Annotated in this window: 14 protein-coding genes; 12 read left to right on the top strand and 2 right to left on the bottom strand. The window is 41.2% G+C overall.

Annotation, left to right across the window (positions count from 1 at the left end; genetic code table 11):
- The first annotated feature begins 1 nt into the window (after position 1).
- A complete protein-coding gene (locus G585_RS0109455) occupies positions 2-1,447 on the top strand; it encodes a TrkH family potassium uptake protein (protein WP_022774600.1) in 1,446 nt (481 codons plus the stop codon).
- Positions 1,448-1,551: 104 nt separating this feature from the next.
- Positions 1,552-2,073, top strand: a complete 522-nt coding sequence (locus G585_RS0109460) for a hypothetical protein (protein WP_022774602.1) — start codon at positions 1,552-1,554, stop codon at positions 2,071-2,073.
- On the opposite strand, the gene G585_RS0109465 is transcribed toward G585_RS0109460, so the two are convergent.
- Both G585_RS0109465 and G585_RS0109470 read right to left on the bottom strand, forming a co-directional pair.
- Positions 2,074-2,850, bottom strand: coding sequence for a TraX family protein (locus G585_RS0109465; protein WP_022774603.1), 777 nt, complete (start codon positions 2,848-2,850; stop codon positions 2,074-2,076).
- A 6-nt stretch (positions 2,851-2,856) separates the two neighbouring features.
- Positions 2,857-4,002, bottom strand: coding sequence for a DUF3048 domain-containing protein (locus tag G585_RS0109470; RefSeq protein ID WP_022774604.1), 1,146 nt, complete (start codon positions 4,000-4,002; stop codon positions 2,857-2,859).
- Positions 4,003-4,138: 136 nt separating this feature from the next.
- Between G585_RS0109470 and G585_RS0109475 the strand changes: the two genes are divergently transcribed.
- From G585_RS0109475 to G585_RS0109520, 10 genes are all read left to right on the top strand, one after another.
- Positions 4,139-5,743, top strand: a complete 1,605-nt coding sequence (locus G585_RS0109475) for an MBL fold metallo-hydrolase RNA specificity domain-containing protein (RefSeq protein WP_022774606.1) — start codon at positions 4,139-4,141, stop codon at positions 5,741-5,743.
- A 22-nt stretch (positions 5,744-5,765) separates the two neighbouring features.
- Positions 5,766-6,617 carry a thymidylate synthase gene (gene thyA, locus G585_RS0109480; protein WP_022774607.1) on the top strand — a complete coding sequence of 284 codons (852 nt, stop codon included), beginning with the start codon at positions 5,766-5,768 and terminating at the stop codon, positions 6,615-6,617.
- 20 nt (positions 6,618-6,637) lie between these two features.
- Positions 6,638-7,126, top strand: coding sequence for a dihydrofolate reductase (locus G585_RS0109485; RefSeq protein ID WP_022774608.1), 489 nt, complete (start codon positions 6,638-6,640; stop codon positions 7,124-7,126).
- 22 nt (positions 7,127-7,148) lie between these two features.
- Entirely contained in the window at positions 7,149-8,057 is a 909-nt protein-coding gene (locus tag G585_RS0109490) for a diacylglycerol/lipid kinase family protein (protein WP_022774609.1), read from the top strand.
- Between the two features lie 66 nt (positions 8,058-8,123).
- Positions 8,124-10,898, top strand: a complete 2,775-nt coding sequence (locus G585_RS0109495) for a glycoside hydrolase family 3 protein (RefSeq protein WP_022774611.1) — start codon at positions 8,124-8,126, stop codon at positions 10,896-10,898.
- Positions 10,899-11,057: 159 nt separating this feature from the next.
- Positions 11,058-12,737, top strand: coding sequence for an ABC transporter substrate-binding protein (locus G585_RS0109500; RefSeq protein WP_026663907.1), 1,680 nt, complete (start codon positions 11,058-11,060; stop codon positions 12,735-12,737).
- A gap of 78 nt (positions 12,738-12,815) precedes the next feature.
- On the top strand, positions 12,816-13,793 hold the full coding sequence (locus G585_RS0109505) for an ABC transporter permease (protein WP_022774613.1): 978 nt from the start codon (positions 12,816-12,818) through the stop codon (positions 13,791-13,793).
- A complete protein-coding gene (locus tag G585_RS0109510; protein ID WP_022774614.1) occupies positions 13,790-14,623 on the top strand; it encodes an ABC transporter permease in 834 nt (277 codons plus the stop codon). The genes G585_RS0109505 and G585_RS0109510 overlap by 4 nt, the downstream gene beginning before the upstream one ends.
- A 9-nt stretch (positions 14,624-14,632) precedes the next feature.
- Positions 14,633-15,553, top strand: coding sequence for an ABC transporter ATP-binding protein (locus G585_RS0109515; protein ID WP_022774616.1), 921 nt, complete (start codon positions 14,633-14,635; stop codon positions 15,551-15,553).
- Positions 15,543-16,145 (top strand): ABC transporter ATP-binding protein, encoded by a 603-nt coding sequence (locus G585_RS0109520; protein WP_022774617.1) that lies wholly within the window; start codon positions 15,543-15,545, stop codon positions 16,143-16,145. The genes G585_RS0109515 and G585_RS0109520 overlap by 11 nt, the downstream gene beginning before the upstream one ends.
- The last annotated feature ends 462 nt before the right edge of the window (positions 16,146-16,607 follow it).

The following is a 16,607-nucleotide window of genomic DNA, read 5'->3' on the forward strand; positions in this document are numbered from 1 at the left end:
AATGAACTATTCAATGATCAGATATATCCTGTTCAGACTTTTCAGGATAATGGGATTTCTTTTGATGTTGCCATTTTTTGTGGCAATTATCCACAAGGAATATGACAGTGCGGAGTCTTTCTTTTTACTGATTGTTATTACGCTTGTTGTGGGTATATTAGGCTCCATAAAAAAACCAAAGAGTACCGTTATTTATGCTAAAGAAGGCTTTGCCATAACAGCTCTTGCCTGGATATTTATGAGTATGCTTGGGGCTGTGCCCTTCGTTATGACAGGAACTATCCCCAATTACATTGATGCCCTTTTTGAGACTATATCGGGCTTTACGACCACAGGAGGAAGTATCCTTACCTCTGTGGATGGCATTGAATACAGCGTTCAGTTCTGGCGTACATTTACCCACTGGATTGGTGGAATGGGAGTTTTGGTGTTCCTCATAGCTGTTATTCCAATGGTTGATGGTTATAGCATGCACCTCATGAGGGCAGAGAGCCCGGGACCGGTTGTTGGTAAGATTGTTCCCAAGGTAAAAGATACAGCTAAGATCCTTTACCAGATATATATAGCTATCACTCTTTTGGAAATCATCTGCCTTATTATCACAGGAATGCCTATATACGATGCGGTTACTATTACTTTTTCCACTGTAGGAACCGGTGGATTTGCTGTTAATAATGCAGGTATCGGTGGATATTCGATCGCAAGCCAGGCGGTTATCATTGTATTCATGGCACTTTGCGGTGTTAACTTTACCGTTTATTATTTCCTGATCAATAGAAAGCCAAAAGAGGCTTTTGCTGTAGATGAGGTTAAGTACTATTTTGCGACTATGCTCATAGCTGCGTGCCTTATCTCAATAAATGTATACAGAGCAGGAATCATTACCGACGGAAGACTTTCCTTCCATCACTCTCTGTTTGCAGTTACATCAGTTATGACAACTACAGGTTTTGGAACAATGGATTTCGATAAGTGGCCCATGTTTTCCAAAATGATCCTTTGTCTGTTATCTCTTGTAGGAGCCTGCGCGGGTTCAACAGGTGGCGGATTTAAGTTTTCAAGAGCGATTATCGTAATAAGAAATGCCAGGAATGAACTTAACTACCTGGTTCATCCCAAAGCTGTAAAAAGAGTATATATGGATGGCCATACTGTGGAGGGTACAACTGTAAAATCAGTTTCAGCTTATTTAGGTCTTTATGTAGTTACTTTTATGATTTCCTGTATATTGGTAGCTCTTGATAATTTTGATTTCCAGACCACAGTTACATCAGTGGCAGCAACCATGAATAACATTGGTCCCGGGCTTGGAATGGTTGGTCCTATGGGCAATTATTCAGAGTTTTCACCTCTTGCCAAAATTGTATTGATGTTTGACATGCTTGCAGGAAGACTTGAGCTACTTCCTATACTTATATTCATAAAGCCCAAAACTTGGAAAAGATAAATTATTTATTAAATTTCTATAAACAAGCTCTTGAAAATTGTGTCCAAAATGTGATAGACTCTAGTAGTATTTGTGAATAGATATGAAATAATAGGTGGGTTGAAATGACAAAAACAAGAAGAACAATGCTTATTGTTCTTGGCGCATTTCTCTTGGGTATATCGGTACTTGCCGGTGCCATAGTGTTGTTTGGTACTGCAAGCGAAGCCAATATGGATATTAGTCGTAGTATTTATGAGGGTTCTCATGAAACATCGAGTAAGAGCGAACATATTAGGCTCTCACAGAGAGTGACAGTTAAGACTGACGAGGGAACACTTCCATTTAGTGGAACAATAACCAAGTCACAGGATGCTTTTTATCCGGGAACATACAAGATAGTTTTTAGTAACAATGCTATTTTGACTGACACAGCAACTATTGAGGTCAAGTTCCAGGTAAAAGAGGGAGAGACTGTATATATTCTTACAGGCAATAAGGACGGCGGATATTCACAGTACGCTGAGGTTGTAGCTAAAGAGCCTGGTTGTGTTGAGTTCCAGACCAACATATTACAGAATTATACACTTTCAACTACAAATATATGTGGTGCTCAGGAGGCTATGGCTAGTCTTGTAGGCAACTGATCATATTTTGTAAATTGCATAGCGGATCGCATACAACAGTAGTAAATGTGCGGGGTAGAAGAGATAGAAGAGATACTTAAGCTTTCCTAGATCTTTGCCCCGCTTTTTGTTATAGAAAAACAGGAGGATAAAGCCTGGAAAAGCTTTGAATTCATTGGAAATTCCGCAGAGTACGATATAGGAAGCAAGAAGGCTTATCGCTTCATAGAAATGGAAGAAATAAAATATAAGGATCACACATATTCCAAATTCGCGATAGTCGCAGTTAATAACATGTGCAGTATAGGCGCCAATTGCTATAACAAGTGCGCTAGCAGGATAGAATGCTATGCGGGATATCTTTTTATCTGACATAGATAATTCTTTTCTAAAGAAGTCTGCAGCCCATATGACGAGAAGGCCAATAAATAGTGAAAATAAAACGTTGGCGCTGTACATAAAGTCGTTGTCAGCCTTATTGAATGCAAGATCATAGGGATATTCAGAAATAATAGCAAAAATAAACAGACTAAGAGCGTATCTTAGTCTGTTTTTTGTGTGGTAAAAACCCTCAACCAGTAGAAAAGCAAATACCGGAAAGGCACTGCGACCAACAAATCGCAAAATTTTGTAAAACATGTTCAACTTTTCAAAATCAAAGATATCTTTCTGAACTCCGGCCTGAAATACAGGAAGAATGATAGCTGCGCCGATATGGTCTATAAGCATACATATGCATGCTATTACTTTTAGTGTATTGCCATTAAGTTTGCGGTATTTGTCTATATCGAAAGTCATATTGTTTTATTCAAAGATAATTTTTTCCCAGGTGTCATCAGGAACAAGTGCAATGTAAGTTTTACCGTTGTTGATCTCAAGCTCATCGCCGTTTTCGTCATAGAACTTTGTTACATCAGTGTATCCTGATTTAACCCATGTAACGTCTTTTGCAACTCCGTTTGTGAGATACCATGCGTATTCACCAGCGCCGACACAGTTATAGATCAGATATCCTTCATCATCTAACTGTGTGAAGCTGCATTTCTGAAGAATAACATTCTTGAATGAAAGAACTTCACCGCTGTCGGCATCTTCATGAGGCTCGCCGTATTCAGAATACTCATAAAGTCCTGTTTCAGGGTTATAAGTAAGTGTTGAGCTGTTGTGAGGGAAAGGAAGAGATACCTTGTTGGCAGTGTATGATCTGTCATATTTCTCATCAAGTTTTATCTCTGTGCCATAGTCTGTAAAATTAAAGTGGCTTCCTTCATTAGCAAATTCGTTATAGGTTTCTGAAATGTTTGCTTTAGGTATTTCTCTTTCAAGATCGCCAGAAACAATGTATTCAGTGAATTCTTTGTCCTTACCATTGTTGATTCTTGAGAACAATCCTGAAATATGGTCTTTAGCCCAATCCATGGCAAAATAAGCATCGTTATGGACAGGACCACCATCATGACAGAGAATAGCATTCCACTCTGAAGCCAGAATGATGTTTGTAGGTCTGGTGCTACGAATACTTCCAAACTGCTCAAGTGATTTCCAGTCTTTTACAACACACATAAGACGTGTGATACGGTCATTGGCAGTGCTGTTCATCATCTCGTAGACTACGTCAGCCTTGGCTGTTTCGTAATGTGGAAGAGCTTTGATCTCATTATCTACCATAACTGCGATAGGACGCTGATCCTTGATATCTTCGCTTATTGGCTCACCTGTGAGCTCACTGAAATACATCCCCTCAGGGAGAACGTAAGGTTCGTCAGAATTTGCAACTGCTTCTGCTGTCGTAGCTTCTGTGCTTGAATCATTTTTTTCTACTGCTTCATAAGAAACATCACCTGATGAAGTGTCCTCAGTGTCAGTTGATGAACATGCAGCTACTGAAAGCACAGTAACAGCACACATTATGGAAGCGATAGCTTTTTTTGCATATCTATTAATATACATTTCCAAAGTCTCCTTAAAATAAAGTCAATCTATATTGTAACAAATTTACGAAAATATTTCCAATAATGTCAAAGAAACAACAAAGTGCCGTGTGAAACCGAAAGTATGTTATACTGATAAAAACGAGGTGTTGCAGATGAAACTTATGTTTATTGGTGCTGATCATGAGGTGACAGGCAGTTGTCATTATCTTGAGGCGGCAGGTAAAAAGATACTTGTGGATTACGGAATGGAACAGGGCAAGGACTATTTTGAGAATGTTTCACTTCCGGTAAGCGCGCCTGAAATTGATTATGTTTTTCTGACGCATGCCCATGTTGATCATTCCGGAAATCTTCCACTATTATATTCAAAGGGCTTTAGAGGAAAGATTTTTTCCACTGTAGCTACAGCATCTTTGTGTAATATAATGCTCAGAGACTGCGCTCACATTCAGATGCAGGAAGCAGAGTGGAGAAACAGAAAAGCCAAAAGAACCAAAGATATATCCGAGATGGAACCGGCATATACCATGGAAGATGCTGAGAAAACCATAAAGAGCTTTGTGCCCTGCAGATATGATGAAGAGAGTGAGGTCTGCGAAGGCATCAAGATAAGGTTCACCGATATAGGACATCTGCTTGGATCGTCCAGCATTGAAGTGTGGATCCAGGAAAAAAATGTATCTAAAAAGATTGTTTTTTCCGGGGACATTGGAAATAAGGACCAGCCGCTTATAAGGGATCCACGAAAAACAGATGCGGCAGATTACGTGGTAATGGAGTCCACTTATGGTGACAGACTTCATACAACTGACAGGCCTGACTATATTAAAGCCCTGACAGAAATTCTTGAAAGAACTTTTTCAAGAGGCGGCAATGTTGTCATACCTTCTTTTGCTGTGGGCAGAACCCAGGAAATGTTGTATTTTATCAGAAAGATAAAAAAAGAAGGACTGGTAAAGTCAAACCCAAATTTCCAGGTGTTTGTGGACAGTCCTCTTGCTGTAGAGGCTACAGAGATATTCAATGACAATCAGATGGATTGTTACGATGAAGAGGCTATGGAGCTTGTGAAAAAGAGGATAAATCCTATCACTTTCCCTGGACTTAATCTGGCTATTACCACCGAAGAATCAAGGGCAATAAACGAAGACCCTGAGCCAAAGGTCATCATCTCTGCTTCCGGAATGTGTGAGGCAGGCCGAATAAGACATCATTTGAAACACAATCTCTGGAGACCGGAGTGCACGATATTGTTTGTTGGATATCAGTCGGTAGGAACGACAGGACGTGCTATAGTAGATGGAGCCGAGCAGGTAAAACTCTTTGGAGAGACGATTGATGTAAAGGCAGATATCTGTAAGCTCGAAGGTTTGTCAGGACACGCAGATAAAAATGGACTTGTTGAGTGGATAAACGGCTTCACTGTGCAGAGACCTAAAAAAGTCTTTGTGGTTCATGGTGAGGACAGTGTATGCAGCTCTTTTGCCGAGTGCTTAAGAAATGAATATGGATTCGATGCCATGGCACCTTACAGCGGCACGGAGGTTGATCTTATTTCAGGAGTTATTCTGAAGGAAGGAATGCCTATTCCTGTTAAGAGAAAAGAGTCAACGCTTGTTTCGGATGTATATGCAAGGCTTAAAGCTGCCGGTGCAAGACTTATGGGTATAATCGCAAAAAGCGAGGGGATAAGCAATAAAGACAAAGCTAAATTTGCAGATCAGATAAACTCACTTTGTGACAAATGGAGCAAGTAAGAGTTTATAGTAGGAGGAAAGTATGAGCAGAGCTGACGAGATCTTTATAAATATGTGTAAAGATATATTGGAAAATGGAACTTCAACAGAGGGAGAAAAGGTAAGACCACACTGGCCGGACGGAACACCAGCTTATACCATAAAGAAATTTGGCGTGGTCAACAGATATGATCTTTCCAAGGAATTCCCGATCATGACCCTTAGAAAGACAGCGCTTAAAAGTGCAACAGACGAGATCTTATGGATATACCAGAAAAAGAGCAACAACATAAATGACCTTAACAGCCACATTTGGGATGAGTGGGCTGATGAGACAGGTTCGATTGGAAAAGCTTACGGCTATCAGATAGGCCAAAAGAGCATTTATAGAGAGGGCGAGTTTGACCAAATGGACAGGGTTATCTATGACCTGAAAAACAATCCATTCAGCCGCAGGATCATGACTAATACTTATGTATTTTCTGATCTTCATGAAATGAACCTTTACCCTTGTGCCTACAGCGTGACTTACAATGTAACACAGAAGAAAGGCGAGGACAGACTCACACTTAATGCAATCCTCAACCAGAGATCACAGGATGTTTTGGCAGCCAATAACTGGAATGTGGTCCAGTATGCAGTTCTTGTGCACATGATCGCACAGGTTTGTGATATGAATGTAGGTGAGCTGGTACATGTTATTGCAGATGCTCACATCTATGATCGTCACGTACCGCTTATTAAGGAGCTTATTGAGAGAAAACCTCTGCCGGCTCCAAAATTCAAACTCAATCCTGATGTAAAAGATTTCTATGAGTTTACAAGGAATGATGTATCACTCGAAGGTTATGAAGTAGCCGGCGACCAGATAAAAGATATTCCGATAGCCATCTAATAACACCATTTGGAGGACATATGAAAGCAATAGTAGCAGTAGACAGCAATTGGGCAATTGGACACAAGGGCAAGCTCCTTGTAAGTATTCCTGCCGATCAGAAGAATTTCAGAAATCTCACAACAGGAAATACTATAGTTTACGGGAGAAAAACCCTTGAGACTTTTCCACAGCAGGTGGTTCTTCCGAATAGAAGGAACATAATTCTTTCAACAAGAGAGGACTATACAGTAAAAAATGCAGAGGTAGCTCACAGCAAAGAAGAGCTTTTGGAGCTTGTTAAGGATGTTGATACGGACAGCGTATTTATTATTGGCGGATCAAGTGTCTATAACGAGTTTATCGATGAATGCGATACTGCAATAGTTACTTTTATCGACAAGGAATATCAGGCTGATTCTTATTTCCCCAATCTTGATAAGGATCCAAACTGGGAACTTGTAGATGAGAGTGATGAGCAGGTTTATTTTGATATAACCTACACATATAGGACATACAAGCGCAAATAAAAAGCGGGGTTGTATTTCAATTATGGATAAAAAAAGAGCATTGATTCTTATAAATAAGACATCAGGAACGGGCAGAGCTGCCAGTGAGACGCTGGAAATAGCAACAGCTCTTGCGCAGAAGGGGTATGAACCTATAGTTTACCCTATTCTTCCGGGAAGCAGCCTGACATCAGAGGAGATAATACCTCAGTATGACGGAAAAGTGGATATGATAATGTGCAGCGGTGGTGATGGAACGCTGAATCACGTTATGAATGCCATTATGCACATGAAGAAAAAACCACTTCTTTCATACGTTCCATCGGGAAGTACTAATGATTTTGCCAAGGGACTGGGAATTCCTTCTTCCAAGGCAAAAGCCATAGAGGTTGTTTCCAAAGGGATGCCTTATACCTATGACGTTGGCAGGATGAACGATAAATATTTTAATTACGTGGCTGCATTCGGTGCATTCTCAAAGGTGAGCTATGCCACAGATCAGGATCTGAAAAACGTTTTGGGATACGCTGCCTATGTTATCAGTGCAATAGCTGAACTTCCTCAGAATATAGGTTATAGCTGTCATATGAAGATTGAGGCTGATGATCTGTATGAAGAGGGAGATTTTATTTTTGGCGCAGTAAGTAATTCTGCCTCGGTTGCAGGAATGACTCTTTTTGCAGACGGCGATATAAAGCAGGATGATGGATTTATGGAGCTTCTTTTGATAAAGGCTCCCAAGAATCTGGCTGAATTCAACGCTGTAATAGCTGCACTTGCCACAAAAGAGCCCGACAATCCATACATTATTTACAAGCAGGTAAGAAGCGCAAAATTCGTTTCCGACGATGAAACAGAGTGGACGCTGGATGGAGAATTTGGCGGAGCATTCAAAGAAACAGAGATAGAAGTTGTTGAGAAGGCAATAACTATTCTTGTCGGAAAAAAATAGTATTGACGAAAACGTTTAAGTAAGTCAATATCATTAGTAAAAAACAATTATTTTTGAGGTTAGGTTATGAGCAAGACGTGGGATATAGAAAAGTTTAAGCTCGCAGCAAGAAGTGCAGCAGCAGAGGGCATAGTTATGCTCGAGAATAAAGACGGCGCACTTCCTCTTGAGAAAAATGAGAAGATTGCTGTTTTTGGAAGAGCTCAGATGAATTATTACAAGAGCGGAACAGGTTCAGGCGGAATGGTCAATGCCCGCTATGTTGTGGGAATTTACGAGGCACTTGAAGCTTCAGGCAAATATAAGATTAACAAAGATGTCAGAAAAGCATACGAGGATTTTGTAAAAGAAAATCCATATGAGTCAGGCTTTGGTTGGGCATCAGAGCCATGGTTTCAGAAGGAAATGCCTATAACAGATACGCTTGTAAAAAAGGCAGCAACTGATTCTGATAAAGCCATTTTCATCATCGGCAGAACCGCCGGCGAAGATCAGGATAATAAGGCTACAGAGGGAAGCTATCTTTTGACAAAAGAAGAAAGCAAGGCTCTTTCTAAGGTATGCAAGGCATTTAAGCAGACAATAGTTCTTTTGAATGTTGGAAATATCATAGATATGAAGTGGGTGAAGGAGTGCAAGCCTTCAGCCGTATTGTACGTTTGGCAGGGAGGTCAGGAAGGCGGAAATGCTGTTCTTGATGTTCTTTGTGGAGATGTTAATCCTTCAGGTAAGCTTTCAGATACGATTGCTTCAGATATCAAGGACTATGCTTCAACTGAGAACTTTGGGTCAGATAAACAGAATTTCCAGGCAGAGGATATCTACGTTGGATACCGCTATTTTGAGACCTTTGATAAAGAGAAGGTTCTTTATCCATTCGGATATGGACTGTCTTATACAAGCTTTGATATAGCTTTGGGAGATTTTTCTTTTGACAAAAAAGAAGGAGTATCCCTTGAAGTATTAGTTTCAAACACAGGTGACAGAGCAGGTAAGGAAGTTGTTCAGGTGTATTTTGAAGCACCAAACGGCAAGCTTGGAAAGGCTAAAAGAGTCCTTTGCGGTTTTGCAAAGACAGATATTTTAAAGCCTGGTCAGTGTCAGAAGCTTGAGTTTGATGTGCCTAAATACTGGATGGCATCTTACGATGACGGCGGCGTTACAGGCCACAAATCATCATATGTTCTTGAACAGGGCAAATACACTGTTTATGCAGGCAGCGATGTAAGAAGCGCTGAGGTGGCAGGTGAGTTTTCTTTAGATAAGCTTGAAGTTGTATGCGAATGCGAGGAAGCATACGCTCCTGTTGATAAGTTTAAGCGCCTCAAGGCAGAAGTGTCCGGAAAAGGTGTTAAAAAGGTCTATGAAGATGTTCCTCTTAGAACTCTTGATCCTAACAAGAAGAGAAAGGACAGACTTCCAAAGGCTCTTAAATACACAGGTGACAAGGGATACAAGCTTGTTGATGTGGCAGATAAGAAAGTCAGCCTTGATAAGTTCATAGCTCAGCTTTCTGACCGCGATCTTGTTACTATGATGCGTGGTGAGGGAATGTGTTCTCCAAAGGTAACTGCCGGAATTGCAGGTGCTTATGGCGGAGTGACAGATTCTCTTTCAAAATTTGGAATTCCTGTAGGCGGATGTTCAGATGGACCTTCAGGAATCCGTATGGACTGTGGAACCCACGCTTTTTCACTTCCAAATGGAACATGTCTTGCCTGCACATTTAATGAAGATATAAACGAAGAGCTGTTTGGCTGGGAGGGACTTGAACTTAGAAAATTCAGGATTGACGCCCTTTTAGGACCTGGAATGAATATCCACAGAAGTCCTCTTAACGGCAGAAACTTTGAGTATTTCTCTGAAGATCCGTTCCTTACAGGTAAGCTTGTTTCTGCGCAGCTTCGCGGTATGCACAAGTATGGCGTAACAGGTGTGATCAAGCACTTTGCAGGAAACACTCAGGAGACTAACAGACATAACGTAAACAATGTTGTATCTGAGAGAGCACTTCGTGAGATTTACTTAAAGGGATTTGAAATTGCTGTAAGAGAAGGCGGAGCAAGAGCAGTCATGAGCACATATGGCCCTGTTAATGGTCTCTGGACAGCAAGCAGCTATGACCTTCTTACTACTATCCTTAGAGGAGAGTGGGGATTTGACGGCATTGTCATGACAGACTGGTGGGCAATGGGCAATGACGAAGCAAACGGCAAGGGAAGCTATGCTAACGTTGCTGCACAGGTACGTGCCCAGAACGATCTCAACATGGTCAATTCAAGCGCTGAAGAGAATTCCAACAAGGATAATCTTGATGATGCTATAGAAAAGGGACTTGTAACAAGAGATGAGCTTGCAAGATGTGCAGGAAATATCTTAAGATTTCTTCTTAAGACTCCTGCTTTTGAGCACCTTATCGGAAAAGAGTCTGCTCTTGATAAGGAACTGAAGGCTGCAATTGATGAGGATGATGCATCTCTTCAGGATATGATCAAGGTTAAGTTTGATAAAAAAGAACTTTCTCTTGATACAAAACTTATAAATACAGAAAAAGGTGAAACAACAGTATTTCTTTTGTCTACACCTACAAAGTGCGAGATGGATGTTGAACTGGTACTTCGAGCAGATAATCAGCCTGATGTTGCTCAGCTTCCTCTTTCCATCTTCCAGGACAGACAGCTTATACAGACCATCACACTTACAGGAATGGACAAAGAGTGGAAGAAATTCCGCATCAAGCTTGCTCCATCTTTCCTTGGGAACTTCTACCTGAAGTTCTATTTTGCCCAGAGTGGTCTTGTGATCGATTCTGTAAAAGTTATAAAAACTAAAGAAATGTAAGACATAGAGAGCATTCTAGCGTAAGTTTTTGCTTATGTTAGGATGCTCTCTTTTTGAATATAAAACTTAAGTATCATAAAAAAATAACCCCCCAGGGGGCTTAAAATGGACTTTTCTCTGTCATATAATCCAATAGACATTAAAAATTGGAGGACAGAGATGAAGAGTAAAAGTATTTCATTAGTACTGGGGATCATTTTAGCTTTTTCTATGGTCGGATGTGGCCAAAAGGCTGCTACTGAGAGCACAGAAGCACAGAGTCAGGCGGAAGATACACAGAAGGTTGAAAGCCAGACAGGAAGTGCTGATAGCACAGTAGAAACAGCTGATGATGCAGAGAGCATCAATGTTTATATAGGTGGATCTATTTTTGATTCAAGCATGGATCCTGTTAAAGGTTTTATGAGCTACGGATATCCGTTTGTAAATGAGGCACTTATCCAGGCTGATACAAATTCTGAATATGTTGCAGATCTGGCAACTGACTGGGAAGTAAGTGAGGATGCACTTACTTATACATTTAATCTTCGTGAGGGAGTTACATTCAGCGATGGAACACCTTTCACAGCAGAAGATGTTGTTTTTACATATGAAGAGGTTCAAAAGAACCAGGCCAATAATGAAAATGTTGATCTTACAAAACTTAAATCTGTAGAAGCAGACGGTGATTACAAGGTGGTATTTACACTTAACGAGTGCTATTCACCATTCCTTGATACAGTAGCAATGCTTCAGATCGTTCCAAGCGATTCATATAACAGTGAGACATTTGATACAGCACCTATAGGAACAGGTGCATATAAGGTTGCTCAGTACGATACAAATCAGCAGATCATTCTGCAGATAAATGAAAGCTACTGGGGTGGAACACCTGATATTGAGCAGGTAAATATTATCTCCATGGATCAGGATACAGCATATTCCAATGCAGTATCAGGTCAGCTTGATGTAGTCATGGTTGGTTCAACATATATCAATGAGACAATTGACAGCATGACTCTCCATAAGCTTGAGACTATGGACGTTCGTAATGTGAGCCTTCCTACTCTTACAGAGCAGGTTATGAAGGACAGCCAGGGTAATGAGTACAACGTAGGTAATAATGTTACAAGTGACATCGCCGTTCGTAAGGCTCTTTCAATCGGTATCAATCGTCAGGAGATCATTGATAACGCATTTAACGGCGAAGGAAAGCCTGCTGTTAATTTCACAGATAATCTTCCTTGGGCTTCAACTGATGACTATGAAGACAATCAGGTTGATGAGGCTAAAAAGATCCTTGAAGATGCTGGCTGGACTGATGCTGATGGCGATGGAATCCGCGAAAAAGGCGACCTTAAGTGCTCATTTGATCTTATAGCTCCTGGTAATGATGAAGATCGTTATAAGCTTGCAACAGCTCTTGCTGAGAATGCTAAAAACCTTGGAATTGAGATAAACGTTCGCAATGAGTCATGGGATGTAGCTGTAGTAGAAGAGAATACAACTCCTATCGTTTGGGGATGGGGACAGTTCTCACCAACAGTTATCTATTCAACATATGATTCAGAAATGTTCCTTGAGGCACAATATGCCAACGTAACTGGATATACAAATGCAGATTGCGATGCAGCTATTGAAAAAGCCTTTGCAGCATCAAATCAGGCAGATGCCAATGCTGCATGGAAAGAGGCGCAGGCTATCGGTGACAGTGAGTATCCATACCTGTACCTTGTAAATATAGAGCATTCATACTTTGTAAAAGATAATCTTGATATTTCAGAATCCACGCAGATTCCTCATCCACATGGACATGGAAGCCCAATCATATGCAACCTTAAGGACTGGGTGTTAAACTAATAAAATATTAAAATCGAAGATAAATCATTCGGATACCACCCCATGAATGAGGTGGTATCTTTTTTGAGGTAAGTAGCTATGAGAACCAGAAATATCCTATACGAACTGATTCGTATGCTTCTTTTATTGATACTTGTGAGCTTTTTGGCTTTTGTACTGATTGCAAAATCGCCAATTGACCCGCTGGTATCTTATATTGGAACCAACTCAACATTGTCACCTGAAGCTAAACAGGAGATAGTGGAGCACTGGGGATTAAATGAGCCTGTTTTTACGCGCTTTTTTAAGTGGCTTGTTAATATTCTTAATGGAGATATGGGAACATCGATCACATATAAAAAAGCAGTTAGCAGTGTTATCATTGAGCGCTTCTCATACTCAATCGTGCTTATGCTTTTGGCGTGGATACTGTCAGGAATACTGGGATTTGTTATCGGAGTAATCTGCGGAATAAAGCAGGGCGGAATATATGACCGGATTACAAAGCTCTTTTGCCTGATGGTCAAATCAGCACCAACATTCTGGCTGGGACTGATGTTCCTTGTTATATTTGCAGTCAGCCTTGGATGGTTCCCCATTGGAATGGCTGTTCCTATGGGAAAATTAAAGAGTGAAGTTACTGTATGGGACAGGCTTTATCATCTGGTGCTCCCGGTAATCACTCTTACTGTGGCCAATATAAGTGAAGTGGTTCTCTATACAAGGCAAAGAGTCGTTGAGATTATCGGAAGTGATTATATTTTGTATGCAAGAGCCCGGGGTGAGAACCAGGGACAGATCATTAGACGTCATGTTCTTAGAAATGTTATGCTTCCTGCTATTACTTTGCAGTTTGCTTCATTTAGTGAGCTCTTTGGCGGGATGGCACTTGCTGAAAATGTATTTGCTTATCCGGGGATTGGAACAGCGACTACAGCTGCGGCTTTAAGTGGCGATGCACCTCTTCTTATGGGGATTGCGCTTATCAGTGCACTCTTTGTTTTTACAGGCAATCTTATTGCCAATATTTTGTACGGAATTTGTGATCCAAGGATCAGGGAAAAGGAGGAGTCATGAGAAATACATCTTTGTGGAACAGACGAACACGACTCACTCTCCTTATTGTTTTAGCTGCTACTTATCTTTTAGGGGTGTTCTTCTGGGGCCTTTTTATCGATCCAAGCGAGTATGGTGTTCATTACGAAAATAAGCTCCTTGCTCCAAGCGCTCAGCACCTTTTTGGCACAGATGCAATGGGAAGGGATATGTTCAAACGCTGCATCAAGGGACTCTCAAACAGTCTTGTGATAGGTCTTTTGGCTTCTCTTGTAAGCTCTGTGGTTGCGCTTGTCATGGGAATTGCATCTGCGGTATTTGGCGGATTTGTGGACCGATTTGTGAATTTGTGCGTTGATCTTTGCATGGGACTTCCGCATCTTGTTTTGCTGATACTTATTTCATGCATGGCAGGAAGAGGAACAGTTGGCGTTACTGTGGCGGTTGCCCTTACACACTGGCCTTCACTTACCCGAATCGTGAGGCAGGAGGTTTTGCAGCTTCGAAATACGCAGTACGTGCTGGCAAGCAGAAAAATGGGAAAAAGCTATCTGACTATTGCCCTTACACATATGGTTCCTCACGTGCTTCCGGCTTACCTTATAGGACTTATCCTTTTGTTCCCACATGCCATCATGCATGAAGCATCAGTTACTTTCCTTGGATTTGGTCTGCCAAAAGAAATGCCGGCTATCGGAGTTATTTTGGCAGAATCCATGAACCATATCACCACTGGAAAGTGGTGGATGGCTCTTTTTCCCGGGCTTATGCTCCTACTTGCTGTTGTCTTGTTTGACCTTATCGGTGAGACACTCAAAAAACTCTGGAATCCAAACAGTGGTAACGAGTAAGGAGGGAACATGGGAAAGACACTATTAAACGTTGAAGACCTGGTTGTAGCTTTTTCTATGTACCGGGGTGACTCATTAAAAAAAGAAAACCTTGAAGTTATCCACTCACTCTCACTTGATGTAAAAGAGGGTGAGATCCTTGCTGTTGTTGGATCAAGCGGATCAGGAAAGAGCATTTTGGCAAGCGCTGTCCTCGATCTTCTTCCTAAGAACGCGGTTGTGAGCGGTAAGATCACATATGATGGGAAACCACTTTCCATGAAGACTACACCTGATCTTTATGGAAAAGAAATCTCTTTTATCCCTCAGTCTGTGGATTACCTTGATCCACTTATGAAGGTTGGAAAGCAGGTTCAGGGAGTAAAAGGCAGCAAAGCCCGTCAGGAGGAGCTGTTTGAAAAGTACCGTTTAGGAAAGGATACAGAGAAAAAGTATCCGTTCCAGCTCTCGGGAGGAATGGCAAGGCGTGTGCTCATTTCAGGCGCAGTTATGGGAAATCCCAAGCTTATAATAGCCGATGAACCTACACCTGGTCTCGACCTTGAGCTTGCAATGGAGACATTAAAACATTTCAGGACTCTTGCCGATCAGGGGACAGGAATCCTTATGATCACACATGATATAGATCTTGCCCTTAATGTGGCAGACAGAATCGCAGTTTTTTACGCAGGAACAATAGTTGAGATAGCATCAATAAAGGACTTTTTAAGTGGAAGAGATGCTCTTAGACATCCATATACAAAGGCTCTTTATGATGCGCTTCCACAAAACGGCTTTAAGCCTATACCCGGAGCACAGCCCTATGCAGGAAGCCTTCCTTCGGGGTGTCTTTTTGCAGACCGCTGTCCATACAGGGACGATGCCTGTGCCGGTGCGCAGCCGGAGCGTGAAGTAAGAGGCGGAAAGGTTAGGTGCGCTCATGCAACTTGAGGCAAAAAATATAAGCTTTAGATATGACAAAAAAAGTCCCTGGATTTTGAAGGATGTTTCACTTTCCATAGAAGAAGGCGAGAGAGTGGGAATTGTTGCTCCATCCGGTTTTGGTAAGACAACTCTTGCAAGGATACTGGCAGGATATGAGAAACCATCGGAAGGCCAGGTGCTCATAGATGGAAAGGAGCTGCCTTCAAAAGGCTTTTGCCCGGTGCAGCTTATCTATCAGCATCCGGAGCTTTCGGTAAATCCCAGGTGGAGGATGGAAAAGACGCTTAATGAGTGTTTTACTCCGGATGAAGCTCTTTTGACTAAAATGGGAATCGAGAAGGAGTGGCTGCATCGCTGGCCTTCAGAACTCTCAGGTGGAGAACTTCAAAGATTTTGCATAGCAAGGATCCTTACACCAAAGACAAAAATCCTTATCTGTGATGAGATATCTACAATGCTAGACGTTATCACTCAGGCTCAGGTCTGGAATATACTTCTTGATATAGCCAAAGAGCGAAACATGGGCATGGCAGTGATCACCCACAACAAGGCCCTTGCAGAGAAAGTCTGCACAAGAACCGTCCGACTTGACAAATAAATATACTTTCTTGCGAGTGGCATAAAATCCAAAAGTGCCCATAACTTCGGATAGATCTCGGAGTATTCGCAAAGACACAGTAAATATAAAATAATGCGCCTTGTTTTCTTTCATGCTTATTCAGAACAGAAAACAAGGCTTTTATTTTATCTTAACTGTCTCTATTGCTCATACTAAATCGCTCTATCCGAAGTTATGGGCACTTATGGATTTATGGTTTACTACACATATAAAGAATAATTTTTTTGCAAGAACAGCAGCCTACACTTTCAGTTCGGCTGCGTCTGTTTACAATAAAGTATATATTCTTGAATTGGTAATTTTTAGAATGTATATTATTATGAGGTGGAATCTATTTAAGGTCGGGTGAAGGCAATATGCCATTTGTTTATGAGATTAGCGAAAGCAGGAAAGATAGTCATAAATTTATTGTGATCACAGGTTATGAAGGAAGTGTCAGAG

It is taken from the genome of Butyrivibrio sp. AE2015, assembly GCF_000420825.1.
Lineage (GTDB): Bacteria > Bacillota > Clostridia > Lachnospirales > Lachnospiraceae > Butyrivibrio.